The sequence below is a fragment of the Psychrobacter sp. CX97 genome (assembly GCF_057396285.1).
In genome coordinates, this window is sequence record NZ_JBXYJE010000002.1 from 104,727 (window position 1) to 119,398 (window position 14,672).

Sequence of the window (14,672 nt, forward strand, 5' to 3'; positions counted from 1 at the left end):
GTGTGTATCCAACTCGATGCCATTTTTAAGCTTTAAGTGTCTATTTTTAGCTTTAAGCGTCTATTTTTAATAGTGTCAACGGTACAAGCATAATACAAGATATGACTCTAGAATACTTATTATGGTACAAATTTACTAACTTATCATCAAATCCCATCATCAAATAGTACGCGTGCTCACAATTACTGAAGAATCTTATCTATGGCGCTATGCCATTTAGATAAATGTGACTGGCGCTCATCTTCTGAAATTATTTGCTCAAAATATTTATCCAGTATCCAAGATTCATTTATAGTACTGTCATCATACAAACCACTTTTAATGCCAGCCATAAGCGCTGCACCTTTAGCAGTTATTTCCGTATCTTTTGGCCGACTGACTGGTACCCCAAGTAAGTCGGCTTGAAATTGCATTAATAAGTCATTTTTAGCGGCACCGCCATCTACTCTTAGTTCAGTCAATGGATTCGGGCTATCCTTTTGCATCGCATCTAGCACATCATAAGTTTGAAAGGCGATCGATTCTAGCGCTGCTCTTGCAATGTGTGATTTGGTAGTGCCACGCGTCATTCCAGAGATACTCGCTGTAATGTCTGAGCGCCAATATGGCGCACCTAACCCAGTAAACGCAGGAACTAATACAACACCTTCACTGTCATCAACGCTGCTAGCAAGTCGTTCAATATCATGCGACTTCGTAAACAAACCTATATTATCTCGTAGCCACTGCACAATAGCGCCAGCCATAAACACACTACCCTCTAATGCATAAGTTGTCTCACGTTTACTCGGATTTAAAATACGTCTTCCAGATTCCACAAGTCGGGTCAGCCTAGGCGACTCATGATCACTTTGAAGACTATATAGACGGCGCTGCCAAGCCACTGTGGTTAATAATTTATGCTGGCTTAATTTAGGGGTATCGCCAATATTCATCAGCATAAAACAGCCAGTGCCATAGGTGTTTTTTGCCATACCTGCTTTCAAACACCCCTGTCCAAACAAAGCAGCTTGTTGATCGCCTAATACAGCATTGATGGGTATTTGTTTTGCAAACAATCCTTTTTTAGTTTTGCCAAACTCTCCATCAGAAGGCACGACTCTTGGTAGGGTCTGCTCAGATATATTAAATTGACTGAGCAAACTCTGCGACCAACTCAAGCTATTAATATCATACAGCAAGGTACGTGAAGCATTGGTAACGTCAATAACGTGCTCCCCACCAGTCAGGTTATAAATAAGCCAGCTATCTATAGTGCCAAAGCATATCTCATTACGCTGTGCCTCCCCTTTTAGCTTTGGGTCATTATTTAAAAAGTTATCTAAAAGCCAAACTATCTTGCTAGCACTAAAATAGGGATCAATACGCAGACCGGTAATAGAGTGAATATAAGACTGCATATCAATCTTGGACTGATCAAGCGCCTGTTTTTTTAATGCTTGGCACCAACTTTCAGTGCGTCTATCTTGCCACACGATAGCTGGAGCCAATGGTTCTCCAGACTGTTTATCCCAAACAACTATTGTTTCACGCTGATTGGTTATGGCGAGGCTGGAAATATCTGTTGCTAGAAGCCCTGCCTCGTTGATTGCATCATGTGCACATCCTATTTGAGTGTGCCAAATTTGCAACGCATCTTGTTCAACGTAATTAGCTTTAGGTGTGCTTAACGTAATAGCTCGTTGTGAAATTTGAATGGGCTGAGCTTTATCATCATATATGATTGCTCGGCTTGAGGTTGTCCCTTGATCCAATGCTAAAACGTAGCCAGCCACACCATTCTCCTAATATACTAATAGTTAACGCGTTAAATAAAATATCCTAATACTGTGTTTAGATATCGACGTCCTAATTCTGTCGGTTGTATGATCTCGAGGTTATTAACTAATAACCCTCTATCACGCAGCTTATCAAGTATCGGTAAAATTGTATCTTCGTGAAGGCCAGTTCGCTCACTGAACAATCCAACGGGTACGCCTTGAGTTAAGCGTAGCGCATTTAGCATAAATTCCCCAGTGAGCGCTTCATCAGTCACAGCGGTCAAGCTGACATATTTGGGATAATTGTCATAGCTCATATAATCATTGGGTAATCTTGATTTACTAAAACGGTATATCCCTTCTCTTAGCTGTGTTTCTGAGTCAAACTTTGTATTGACTTGCCAGTTGTTATCTATGGTTATTTTGCCATGTGCGCCCGCGCCAATGGCCATATAATCGCCAAACCGCCAATAGTTCACATTGTGATGACAAGGTTGGTCTTTGTGCTCAAAACTTTCATTAACCCATGCTGAAACTTCATAGTTATTGTATCCCAGACTTTTAAGAAGCGCGCTCCCCTGCTCTTCAATTTCGCCTAGTTTTTCATCGTCTGGTAATACTGGTTTCTTTCGATAAAACACAGTATTCGGTTCGATTGTGAGCTGATACCATGATATATGCGTTGCTCCAGCATGGCTTGCTAGTTTAATATCCTTTAATGCATCTTCTAGCGTCTGTTGTGGTAAACCATGCATCAAATCTATATTAATTCGCTTGAATCCTGCTTCTCGCGCTGACCTTGCTGCCACAATCGCTTGATTGGCATCATGGATTCGTCCTAAAGCTTTAAGTTTGCTATCAGCAAAACTTTGCACACCAAGTGACAGCCTGTTGATACCAACCTCCAAATATTCTGAAAAAGGGGCGTGTTCTAGTGTGCCTGGATTGGCCTCCATAGTAACTTCCATACCATCAGCAAATGGTAAAACCTCACGTAAATGCTTAAAAAGTCGCTTGTACTGAACGATGGGTAGCAAAGAGGGTGTGCCGCCACCAATGAAGATAGAAGATATTTGACGATTTTGAATAAAGGGTAATTGCGAGTCAACATCAGCGATAAGAGCCGTCACATAATCTGAAAAATAATCAGTATTAGGCTCAGTTCGACCAAAAATTTTCGTTTTATTGCCGTCACTTTCCGGCAATGTGTGTGAGTTAAAGTCACAATAAGGGCATTTTTTAATACACCAAGGTATGTGAATGTATAAGGTAAGAGGTATTTTGGGAATATTAATCAAAGAGGACATATACTTAAGGTCTTATGCTAAAAGGCAGATGATGTTATAGTCATGACGTTTTTACGCTCATTTTTAAGGTAATAGTCTCATTTAAAAGTGGCACGTGACTTATTATACTGTGCTCTATTGTTAATATCATACTACGACCTGTGGCTAGGTCGTGTTTAATATTTGCTCAACGCATTATTAAATGCTGTATTAAAGCTTTGTTGATTCATTAAAGTCGAAATATATTTAATGTCATTTAACCTCACTACATCTTATAAAAATATAACGCTCTAAAATAGAGAAACGTAGGCAACAAGCAATATACGCGTACATATAACTGATGAGCTATTTGAATATGGTTTTTGATAAACAATACACTTAATTAACAATACACTTGCTTATTTTTGTCAAAAACTCATGAGGACTTAACGCAATGAAACACATAAAAAAACTGTGTGCATTAACGACTATTTTAGTCACAGCTATTATTATAACAGCCTGTGGCGGTAGCGATTCTGATGAGGTTACTAGTAAAGTCAAAGAAGAATATGATCGTATTGAAGATGATGTCAAAGACGAATACGCGAGAGTCGAAGATAAACTGAGCCCTGCTGAGAAAGATATGGCAACCATTTTAGAATCGATTTTTTTACCTGAAAATGCTGATGAAACTTTAGATAAATTTCTCGATAAAATTACCCCAGAAGGGGGTAAGGGTGGATTATACGCAGGACATTTTGTCGAACTAGAGGATGGCAATAACAGTGATATAGATATTGGCGCTGTTTATTTTGACATAAGTGAGCATGCCGCAGGCAGTGTTGATGGGCATATCAGCTATCAACAAGCCAAATGTCAAAACAACACAACTTTGTCTACTGATTCAGCAATTAAAGTAGATAACTTTTTTACAGGAAAACTGTCTGGCAGTCTAGATACACCAGAGTTTTTAGATGTTAAATATATTAGAGACTTAGATATTGCTACACCGAATATCTTATCAACCTTCAGCGGTAAATTTAATGATAAAATTGAGGGTAAGCCTTGGACAGGATCATTTGAGTACCAAGATGGGTTAGGAGGTAAAGAGCTGTCTTCTGGTAAATATAACTGTACGGTTACTTACACTTTATCTCAGCGCTCAAATTTCGCAGCATATCCACTTGATTTTAAACGTGGTGATTTAGATGTAAAACTAAGCGGTATTGGAACAACAAAACAGTTAAACTGGTCCGCACCTTTAAATGCCCACTTAACTCTAATCAGCCAAATCAATGTGAACAAAGCTGAAACTGGTGCGAATGGTTATGTGGTTAACCAGGTCATCCAAGGAAGTGACACTAACGTGTTTAATCCAATGATGACTACTGACCCTACTAACTATGCGTTTGTCATCCAAGTATTTGATAGTAGTAATCGTTTAATCGGTTTTGAGTCTACCATTGCTGATTTACCAGATGCTAAATGATGGATACACAAACACAGTAATGAGTGAAGTAAATTGAGTGTAAACATGGCCTGCCGTATAGGCAGGTTGTTTTATTTTTCAACCGCCTTAAAATGACACCAAACGGTATAGTCATTTAAAACCCTGATAATTGAGCGTCTCAAAATGTTCCTGCATTAAGCGGCAGTTTTTTCAAACCTAACTATAGCTCATTAAATTAAAGCACTTATTAAATTAAAGCGCTTTTTAAAAAGTTGAAATATGCTACCTAATTTAACTTTCTCTGACTTCAAACAGCACAGTAAACGCTTAACAGTCCTTGTACTTCCTATTTTAATTACTCAGTTTTGCCAAGCGGCACTGGGTGTGGTTGATGCCGTTATGGCTGGTAAAGTTTCCGCACTTGACCTTGCCGCCGTCTCTATTGGGTCTGGTGTATGGATGCCTCTGTTTTTACTAGCAACAGGGATATTAATAGCCACAACCCCCTTAATTGGCGAAAAAGTTGGGCAAGACAATCACCATCACGTGCCCCATATTACCCAACAATCTTTATGGGCATCTTTCGCCATTGGCATCGTCGGTTTTATACTGGTTAATTTAAGTCCTAATATATTAGGGGCTTTAGGTGTGCCTGAAAACATCCAACCCAAAGCAACCGCATACCTACATGGCATCGCTTGGGGCTTTCCTGCCATGGCCTGTTACGCAGTTCTACGCAGCTATTGTGAGGCCCTACAGAGACCAATACCCGTTACGATTATTAGCTTTATTGGTCTTTTAGCAAACATTCCGATGAATTATATTTTTATTTTCGGCAAGTTTGGTATGCCTGCTATGGGCGGTGCAGGATGTGGGTATGCAACCGCTGGCGTACTATGGATAAATGTCATTTTGCTCGGTGCCTATCTCTATTTCTCTAAAGATAGCTCATTTGAAAAAACGCGCTTCTTTTATAATTTTGCACGCCCTAATCGACAACAAATTAAGAAAATTTTTAGATTGGGTCTACCCATTGGCATTGCCATCTTTTTTGAAGCCAGCTTATTTAGCTTGGCGTCATTGGTCATAAGCCCATTGGGAGAGATTGCCGTAGCCTCACATCAAGTTGCATTAGCAGTAACCTCTCAACTTTTCATGATTCCGCTGTCTATTTCCATGGGGCTTACCATCATGGTATCCAATCGATATGGAGAGAAAAACTGGCTTGCACTACAGCAAGTTCAACGTACCGGCCTAATTTGGACAGTACTCATTGCGCTCGTTTGTATGATTAGTATTGCACTATTTCGCTCGCAACTGGCAAGCGCATTTACTGTAAATTCTGAGGTAAAAATTCAAGCAATGGGACTCTTATTGTTTGCGATAGGTTATCAATTGTTTGATGGCTGGCAAGTTAATATCGCAGGTATTTTGCGGGGCATGCAGGACACTCAAGTACCTATGTGGATTACTTTATTATGTTACTGGGGAGTCGCTCTACCACTCGGAACTTATCTCGTTCGCTATACCGAAACGGGAGCAAAAGGGTTTTGGATAGCGCTGGTAACCGGTTTGTTTTTATCATCAGTGTTACTAACCTTACGGTTAAACCATCGACAACGAAAAGTACTAGAAATTTAGCATCACACTGACACTTTGTGTATTTAAAAAATGATAATTGTTTGAATTTATCTATAAAAATTACATTTTACAGTTATCAGTTACGATAAAGTTTGTTACAATATCAATAATATGTACACTTGTTCACACAAACATCTCTAGCGACACTTATTTAGATGGGAAATTATATAAATGGAAATTGATAAAATTCGCCAGCTCATTGAGCTAATGGAAGAAAAAGACCTTGTTAAACTTGAATTAAAAAAAGACGACGATAGCATTAGTTTAACCCGACATTATGAAACTCCAGTGCATTCAATGGTGGCAGCACCTCAACCCACTGCCCCATCTGCACCCTCTAAACCTGTTAACATGGGTGCAGTAGAGCCCTCCCCAATGGTTGGTGTGTTTTATGTTGCACCTAGTCCTAATGATGCCCCTTTTGTCAAACCAGGTCAAAAGGTAAAAGCTGGAGACACTTTAGGTATTATTGAAGCCATGAAAATCATGAACCCACTTGAAGCTACACAAAGTGGCATCATCGATGAGATTTTGGTCGAAAACGGTGATGTTGTTCAATTTGGTCAACCTATTGTTCGCTATAAAAATTAATAAACAGGCATCATAATGATAAAAAAACTCCTAATTGCGAATCGTGGAGAGATTGCCCTACGCATCGTTCGTGCCTGTAAACAATTAGGCATCCAAACCGTCGGGGTATACTCTACTGCTGATAAAGAACTCATGCACTTGCGCTTTGTTGATGAAGCGGTTTGTATTGGCAAACCAAATGCCAACCAAAGCTATTTGAATACCAATGCTATTTTGACGGCTGCTGAAATTTGTGGTGCCGATGCTATTCATCCCGGATATGGTTTTCTATCTGAAAATGCTGAATTTGCTGAGCAGGTTGAGGAAGCCGGTTTAACCTTTGTCGGACCTCATCCTGACCATATTCGTTTGATGGGCAATAAGATTTCTGCCATTCATGCTATGAAACAAGCAGGTGTCCCAACAGTTCCTGGCTCTGTAGGAACAGTTAACTTGGATAATGCCGAAGAACAAGCGAAAAATATTGGTTTCCCATTACTCATCAAAGCTGCTGCTGGTGGCGGTGGTCGTGGCATGCGCATTGTCGAACACTTTGAACAGCTGAATCAACAAGTGCAGGCAGCTAAGCAGGAAGCAGAGCTGTGGTTTGGGGATGATAATGTATACATGGAACGCTATTTACAGAATCCGCGCCATATTGAAGTTCAGGTATTAGGCGACGGTAATGGAAACGCGATTCACTTATATGATCGTGATTGCTCAATTCAGCGCCGCCACCAAAAAGTACTAGAAGAAGCTCCAGCCGCCGATATTTCTGACGATGTGCGTGAGCCTATCCTGCAAGCCTGTGTGACTGCATGCGAAAAAATTGGCTACCGAGGTGCCGGCACATTTGAATTCTTGTTTGAAAATGATGAGTATTTTTTTATTGAAATGAATACTCGGGTTCAAGTTGAACATCCGGTAACTGAGATGGTAACGGGTATTGATATTGTCGTCGAACAATTGAAGATTGCTTCTGGATATGGCTTATCCTATCGTCAAGATGAAATTGATGTACACGGACATGCTATTGAATGCCGTATTAATGCAGAAGATCCTAAAACGTTTATGCCTTCACCTGGCGTGGTAACTCAGTATTTTGCCCCTAGTGGTGCGGGTATGCGATTTGATTCACATTTATATCCTGGATATGAAATTCCTTCTTACTACGATTCACTAATCGGTAAGATGATTTGTCATGGTCAAACCCGCCAACAAGCCATTGCTAAAAGTGTGCATGCTTTAGATGAACTTATTATTAGTGGTATAAAATCGAACATTCCATTACATCGTGATATCATCTTGCAAGATAAAGCTTTTGTCGAAAAACCGCAAAATATTCATTATCTTGAGAAGTGCTTATTGGCACCAAAAGAAAAATAAGGGTGCTATTCTATTAACCACTATGATTAGGCTAATAATAAAAAAGCAGAAACCAAGGTTTCTGCTTTTTTATGAGTTTCAATAATTAATTATTTCATTTTGATAAGTCACGACCTTTGCTGGCTTCGATGGCAAGACGCAAACCATTAAGACGAATAAATCCTTCAGCATCTTTTTGGTCATAAGCTCCTGCATCATCTTCAAAAGTAGCAATTTTTTCATCAAATAATGAGTTAGGAGATTTACGTCCTACCACACTAACACTGCCTTTATAAAGTTTCAAACGTACTGTACCACTCACATACTCTTGAGATTTATCAATCAAAGCTTGAAGCATTTCGCGTTCTGGACTAAACCAGTAACCATTATAAATAATTTTTGCATAGCGTGGCATCAATTCATCTTTAAGATGCGCCGCTTCACGATCTAAAGTTAAAGACTCAATAGCACGATGTGCTTTCATCATAATTGTGCCCGCTGGTGTTTCATAACAACCACGAGACTTCATACCTACGTAACGGTTTTCAACGATATCTAATCGTCCAATGCCATGTTTGCCACCCAATTCATTTAGCTTAATCATGACTTCATATGGCTCTAGCACCTTACCGTTAACCGCTACGATATCACCCTTTTCATACTCAACCTGAATATATTCAGGCTGGTCTGGAGCTTGCTCAGGGCTAACCGACCAACGCCACATGTCATCCTCGGCTTCTACATAAGGATCTTCTAAAATATCGCCCTCATAAGAGATGTGCAATAAATTGGCATCCATGGAATAGGGAGACTTCTTTTTATTGCTAGAGAAATCAATAGGGATATTACGCTCTTTAGCATATTGCATTAAGCTTTCACGGCTAGAGAGATCCCACTCGCGCCAAGGTGCTATGGTTTTGATGTCCGGCGCTAGCGCAATTGCACCCAGCTCAAAACGCACTTGGTCATTACCCTTACCCGTCGCACCATGACTGATGGCATCCGCATCATGCTCTTTTGCGATCTCAACCAACCGTTTGGCAATGAGCGGACGAGCTATCGAAGTGCCCAACAAATATTCGCCTTCATATATTGCATTGGCACGGAACATTGGGAATACATAATCACGGGCAAACTCTGCACGTAAATCCTCGATATGAATGTGCTTAATACCCATAGCTTTTGCTTTAGCACGAGCAGGTTCAACTTCCTCACCTTGACCAATATCAGCAGTAAAAGTAATTACCTCAGCTTCATAAGTATCTTGCAGCCACTGGGCAATAATTGAGGTGTCTAACCCCCCTGAATAAGCTAAAACAATTTTATTAATATTATCTTTATTTTCTATCGACATAATTCCCTACCTTAGTGAGCAACACTGACAACTGATAAATTTTTATAAACTAGCAGATCCAGCTTGTAAATAAGTTATAACTGATTCATCAATCATTTAATCTTAGTAAAATATTTGACCTAACCCTTTATATTACACTATTTAACATACTATCTAAAGACAACGTCTATATTAGCGCCATTATTTTTTTTTATCATATAGGTCATTTACCGTTATACGTCTGATTGTACGATTCTTTTATTCAAACTTATATGTCATTTGATACCTTCTGTTCATCAAATAAAAACGTAAAACCTGTTATCATAGACATATCTTATCAAGTTTTAATAATTTGTTTGAATGATCAATTTAAAAGATATTGATAACTATATTTACCTTACTATATATGAATGATGATTATGACTACGGATACAGCAGAAAGTTTATCAAACGCCAGTAAAAGTAATGCCAAAGAAATTACAATTATTCAGCCTGATGATTGGCATATTCACTTACGTGATGGCGAAGCACTTTTAACCACCGCTCCTCATGCAGCTATAAGTTTTAATCGCGTTATCTGCATGCCAAACCTTGTCCCTCCGGTAAAAAATACAGCAGACGCGGCGCAATATAGGTCTCGCATTTTAGAGGCAGTGCAATCATCAAATATTGTAGAAAGCCGTAAATCGGCATTTGACCCCCGTATGACCTTATACATGACGGATCAAACAACGCCTGAAGATATCAAAATTGCAGCAAACTCTGGTATTGTTCAAGCAGTGAAGCTCTACCCAGCCGGCGCTACTACCAATTCAGCCGATGGTGTCACTGATATTTCTAGCCGTGCAGATGTTTTAGATGCCTTACAAAAGTATGGTTTACCGCTGCTCATACATGGTGAGGCAACTGACGCACATATCGATATTTTTGATCGTGAAAAACAGTTTATTGATCAGGTATTAACTAACTTAGTTAACAAGTTCCCTGAACTCAAAATTGTTTTAGAACATATTACAACCAGTGATGCCGCTGATTTTGTTATAGATCAAAATGAATTTGTTGCTGCAACAATCACACCCCAACATCTATTATTTAACCGCAATCAGCTACTCGTGGGAGGCATCAAGCCTCACTTTTATTGCTTGCCTATTTTAAAGCGCCAAAAACACCAAGAAGTACTGTTAGACGTGGCCACCAGTGGCAATCCTAAATTCTTTTTAGGAACTGATTCTGCACCCCATGCTACTCATGCCAAGGAAAATGCTTGTGGATGTGCAGGATGTTATTCTGCGTCTATTGCACTACCGCTCTATGCCACAGCGTTCGATAGTGTTGGTAAAATAGATAAGCTTGAAGGTTTCGCGAGTCGTTTTGGCGCACAATTTTATGGTTTACCCTTGAATGAAACGTTCATTACTCTCGTTAATCAACCTATAGACGTTCCGAAAAGCTATCCATACTTTGATGGAAGCTCTTTAACACCATTGTTAGCAGGTGAGAGCTTAGCGTGGTCCATTAAACACGCTTAACGAATAGTATTACCCTTCGTGATCGAACTATTTAATATAGCAAACCACTCGGTCATTTTGTTGAACTATAAAATATATACACCATAATTTGCGATTATTATTTTATGACTGAAGATCAAGCAAGCAACGAACACTCTAAGTTGGTAACAAATTCTACTAACACTTTGAATGACCCAAGACGCTGCACTAATGCATCCTCTCGAGCGAGTTCAGTTGAAGAAGATTCACTGCCACTGGATGTCGAACGCGAAATTCTGGATAGTAAATCTAGTAATTCAACTAATGTTGAAACCAACAATAACAGCTTGCGACTTGCAGATAGAATGCGTAAGTTTTTGCCTGTTGTAGTAGATGTCGAGACGGCCGGTTTTAATGCCGCTACAGATGCACTGCTAGAGATAGCATGTATCCCCATTATTATGGATGAAAATGGAAAATTTATTCAAGGGGAAGCTTTGAATGCCCATATTGAACCTTTTGAAGGGGCTAATCTGGAGCAAAGAGCACTTGATTTTACCGGCATTGATCCAAGTAACCCAATGCGTAAAGCCATTGCTGAGCAGGAAAAGCCAGCGTTACGACGTATCTTTAAAGAGCTCAAAACGGTAAGAAAAGAACATGGATGTCGCCAATGCATTTTAGTGGGTCATAATGCCCACTTCGATTTGGCATTTCTAAATGCTGCTATTGAGCGCACAAATAGTAAAAACCATACCGCATTTCACAAATTTTCAGTCCTCGATACGGTAAGCTTTTCTGCATTAGCTTTTGGGCAAACAGTCCTAGCTCGAGCATGTAAGGCTGCTGGTATTGAGTTTGATGGCAGTGAAGCCCATTCAGCGCTTTATGATACAAAGAAAACAGCAGAATTATTTTGTTTTATCCTTAATAATTACCCTATGCTGACCAACTCTTTACAGCCAGAGCAAACTGATGTATTGTTAAGCAATACTAGCGACTAATATCTTATTTTAATCTTTAATCGACATTAAAACTAAACACTAAAACTAGGCATTAAATTTAATCATATAACCCTTAGCATGGATGTCCCCACCGCCTATAAATATAAGACTTTGATAGTGTTATCTATATTCGTTTAAATGGATACGTTTTTCTAAGATTTATTCTTATAAAGTTCATTCTTTTAATGTCCAAGCCTATAAAGCCATTATATTAAACATGTGTAATACGGCTTTGTATTTTAGGAAATAAATTAGAAAAGGGAGGTTCTATGCAAACACAATACGCTATTTGGGCAACTATTGGTGGATATATACTGCTTGTTTTGACACTTAGTAGTATAACGACTCTTTGGATTCGTCATCACTTAAAAAAACCCAAACAATACCCACAATGTGAGCTAAAAAACTCTATATATACTCTTAGCCTATTCAAAGAGTTAGAGTTCCGACATTGTTTATATTTAAATAAGCAGTAGTCTTATAAAATATTTTATAAAACTTCTTGACAGACCTACTACTTACCTTTAGAATACGCACCACTTCGGCATTAATGGTGAAAGCAGTCGAGGTAGTCTGTGTCCCGTTCGTCTAGAGGCCTAGGACACTGCCCTTTCACGGCGGTAACAGGGGTTCGAATCCCCTACGGGATACCACATATTCTGTGTTATCTGAGTAACGATATAGCAGTTCTATATCGTTATCATATGTTTTTAAAATATATAGAAACCCGAGTTCTTTATTGAACTTGGGTTTTTTATTGCTTATTAAGTCATATATCACATTAAGTCTAGAAGTTTAAGCTATTGCTAACGAGAGACTTAAAAACCTTTATAGAAGAGAAGAATTAATAGCAAACAAATTTAATAAGTTAAATAGAATATAAAAAGGCTGCAAATCCTGCAAATAGTTATCTACTCAGTATACTGACGCTGATTTATTTTTTAGGATAGGGTATTATTTCGATGCCATAATCATTTTAATAAGGGCTAAATCTTCAGCGTATGTTAGCTTGATATTCTGTTGGCTACCTTTCACTATTTTGATGGCATAACCCATTGCTTCAAATGCGTTGGCTTCATCAGTAATAGTTAAGCCTCTTGCAGCCACTTGAGATAAGACTTTGTTTAAAACACCTAACCTGAAAACTTGTGGGGTTTGAGCCTGCCATAAATTACTACGATCAACCGTATTGATTATCGTTGGTAGCTCACTAGATTCACTTTCAGGCTTATCAGAATCTACCCGCTTAAGCGTATCAGAAACTGGTACACCTAAAATCGCACCATACTGTGTCCGGCTGGCCGCCTCTATTACGGCATCAATATGCTCTTTAACTACGCAAGGTCTAGCAGCATCATGAATTAATACTAAATCATCGGGTTGCCCCCCACCAGCAACTATAGCATCCACTCCAGATTGAACCGATTCCCACCGCTCAGTACCTCCCACAGCATACTGAGTTGGCAAACTAAACATTAACTTTGGGGCAACCTTATCCCCGTCAGCAATCACAATAACCACGTTGTTAATATGAGCGCTTAGAGATAAGGCATGTACACTATGCTGAAGAACTGTCTTACCATTAATAGTAGTGTACTGCTTCGCTATCTTAGAACCAAAACGACTGCCCTTGCCCGCAGCAACAATCAGGGCATGAATAGATGGCTGACTTTTAATGGATAAATCATTGGTATCAGTATAAGCATTCTTGAGCTGAGAGTCTTTTGATTTATAGGACATCTTAAGCAATCACTTATTAGTTAGGTTTTAGTCAGGCGATAAACACACTTATTGAAGGTCATTAAAAGAAGTAGTTAGGAGGTATAGTTAGAAAGGTCATTTAGGGAGCATGTATATAGTCATAGTATAAGAGTATAGCTATAGTCGGCAAACTTATAAATCACTACGCTACTGTGTAAACCTTGTTTAGCCTAAAATTATTGTATTTTCACTCGGTTACCTTATATCGAGATTACATTTCTTTGACTATTTGAAGCTTGGTTGAGGCAAAGTAGCATGAAATAAAAGTTTAGCATCTCATATCCCAAGGGAATAAAAGCTACCAAGTAGCTGTTAAACAAATATTCTTCAAAATCTATACTACTATTTATGGCACACTTATCTATTATCTATGGCACACTCTCGACAACATCTTCAAGATTAATAGGTGTGCTATTCAGCGAAGTGTGCGTAACAGGCGCAGTGGAAAGCTGTACAAAGGTCTCATTAGGTTTTATCAAACCTAAATCTAAACGAGCATGCTCTTCAACTGCTTCTAGTCCAGTTTTTAAATCATGTACATCTGCACGTAAAATTTTATTATAGTCTACTTGTTGCTCATTTTTTTGACGTTGAGCCTGTATTTCAGCATCTAATCTCTCAAGGCTAGAGCGCCCATTATTACCAAGCCAATACTGATATTGTAGGCCCAGTAAAACTGATACGGCAATCAAAAACAACATGAACTGACTAAAATATTTCATAAGATTACTTGTTAAGGTTCGCTTCACTCTAATGATATAGTTAAAGAAGTCTAAAATGGTTACAAGGCAACCGAGTGCAAGTACTACTGGAGTAGGCTTAACGAGGTTAACGCCGTAACCGTTTAGTAGTTCGCTGACTATACTAGAGTACTAAGTGATGTTATATATACCTTTACCCAAAATTAAACTTGCAGCACCTAATATTTGTAGTATTTCTACCCATTTTTGTGGCTAATCTAATGTTTGGGTATGGTATTAATTCAGTGATACTGAAATTAAATAACTCATAAATTGCCCTTAATTGAGCTAAGAAG

General features: G+C 38.9%; 12 protein-coding genes and 1 tRNA gene. 8 read left to right on the plus strand and 5 right to left on the minus strand.

Annotated features, from left to right (window positions below):
* Positions 1–182 precede the first annotated feature (182 nt).
* Positions 183–1,775 carry a glycerol kinase GlpK gene (glpK, locus tag AC2SLL_RS01895; RefSeq protein WP_486529985.1) on the minus strand — a complete coding sequence of 531 codons (1,593 nt, stop codon included), beginning with the start codon at positions 1,773–1,775 and terminating at the stop codon, positions 183–185.
* 32 nt (positions 1,776–1,807) lie between these two features.
* Positions 1,808–3,067: a radical SAM family heme chaperone HemW gene (gene hemW / locus AC2SLL_RS01900; RefSeq protein ID WP_486529986.1), complete on the minus strand. Its 1,260-nt coding sequence runs from the start codon at positions 3,065–3,067 to the stop codon at positions 1,808–1,810.
* A 412-nt stretch (positions 3,068–3,479) separates the two neighbouring features.
* On the opposite strand from hemW, the gene AC2SLL_RS01905 reads away from it, so the two are divergent.
* The 4 genes from AC2SLL_RS01905 to accC all read left to right on the plus strand — a co-directional run bounded on the left by AC2SLL_RS01905 (position 3,480) and on the right by accC (position 8,072).
* Entirely contained in the window at positions 3,480–4,514 is a 1,035-nt protein-coding gene (locus tag AC2SLL_RS01905; protein ID WP_486529987.1) for a hypothetical protein, read from the plus strand.
* A gap of 240 nt (positions 4,515–4,754) precedes the next feature.
* Positions 4,755–6,116, plus strand: a complete 1,362-nt coding sequence (locus AC2SLL_RS01910) for an MATE family efflux transporter (RefSeq protein ID WP_486529988.1) — start codon at positions 4,755–4,757, stop codon at positions 6,114–6,116.
* A gap of 171 nt (positions 6,117–6,287) precedes the next feature.
* On the plus strand, positions 6,288–6,707 hold the full coding sequence (gene accB, locus AC2SLL_RS01915) for an acetyl-CoA carboxylase biotin carboxyl carrier protein (RefSeq protein ID WP_486529989.1): 420 nt from the start codon (positions 6,288–6,290) through the stop codon (positions 6,705–6,707).
* A 15-nt stretch (positions 6,708–6,722) separates the two neighbouring features.
* The gene (gene accC, locus AC2SLL_RS01920) at positions 6,723–8,072 is read left to right on the plus strand and encodes an acetyl-CoA carboxylase biotin carboxylase subunit (RefSeq protein ID WP_486529990.1); all 1,350 of its coding nucleotides are present in this window, start codon (positions 6,723–6,725) and stop codon (positions 8,070–8,072) included.
* A 94-nt stretch (positions 8,073–8,166) separates the two neighbouring features.
* Here the strand turns inward: accC and AC2SLL_RS01925 are convergent, their stop codons facing one another.
* Complete coding sequence (locus AC2SLL_RS01925; protein WP_486529991.1) at positions 8,167–9,405, minus strand: argininosuccinate synthase; 1,239 nt, start codon at positions 9,403–9,405, stop codon at positions 8,167–8,169.
* Between the two features lie 398 nt (positions 9,406–9,803).
* Between AC2SLL_RS01925 and pyrC the strand changes: the two genes are divergently transcribed.
* The 4 genes from pyrC (at position 9,804) to AC2SLL_RS01945 (ending at position 12,528) form a co-directional block, all read left to right on the plus strand.
* Complete coding sequence (gene pyrC / locus AC2SLL_RS01930; RefSeq protein WP_486529992.1) at positions 9,804–10,913, plus strand: dihydroorotase; 1,110 nt, start codon at positions 9,804–9,806, stop codon at positions 10,911–10,913.
* Positions 10,914–11,236: 323 nt separating this feature from the next.
* Positions 11,237–11,875 (plus strand): ribonuclease T, encoded by a 639-nt coding sequence (rnt, locus tag AC2SLL_RS01935; protein ID WP_486530174.1) that lies wholly within the window; start codon positions 11,237–11,239, stop codon positions 11,873–11,875.
* 269 nt (positions 11,876–12,144) lie between these two features.
* Positions 12,145–12,351, plus strand: coding sequence for a hypothetical protein (locus AC2SLL_RS01940; RefSeq protein WP_486529993.1), 207 nt, complete (start codon positions 12,145–12,147; stop codon positions 12,349–12,351).
* A 101-nt stretch (positions 12,352–12,452) separates the two neighbouring features.
* A tRNA-Glu gene (locus AC2SLL_RS01945) sits at positions 12,453–12,528 on the plus strand.
* 301 nt (positions 12,529–12,829) lie between these two features.
* Here AC2SLL_RS01945 and ispD read toward each other — a convergent pair.
* Positions 12,830–13,615, minus strand: a complete 786-nt coding sequence (ispD, locus tag AC2SLL_RS01950; protein ID WP_486529994.1) for a 2-C-methyl-D-erythritol 4-phosphate cytidylyltransferase — start codon at positions 13,613–13,615, stop codon at positions 12,830–12,832.
* A 389-nt stretch (positions 13,616–14,004) separates the two neighbouring features.
* Positions 14,005–14,358 carry an FtsB family cell division protein gene (locus tag AC2SLL_RS01955; protein ID WP_486529995.1) on the minus strand — a complete coding sequence of 118 codons (354 nt, stop codon included), beginning with the start codon at positions 14,356–14,358 and terminating at the stop codon, positions 14,005–14,007.
* Between the last annotated feature and the right edge of the window lie 314 nt (positions 14,359–14,672).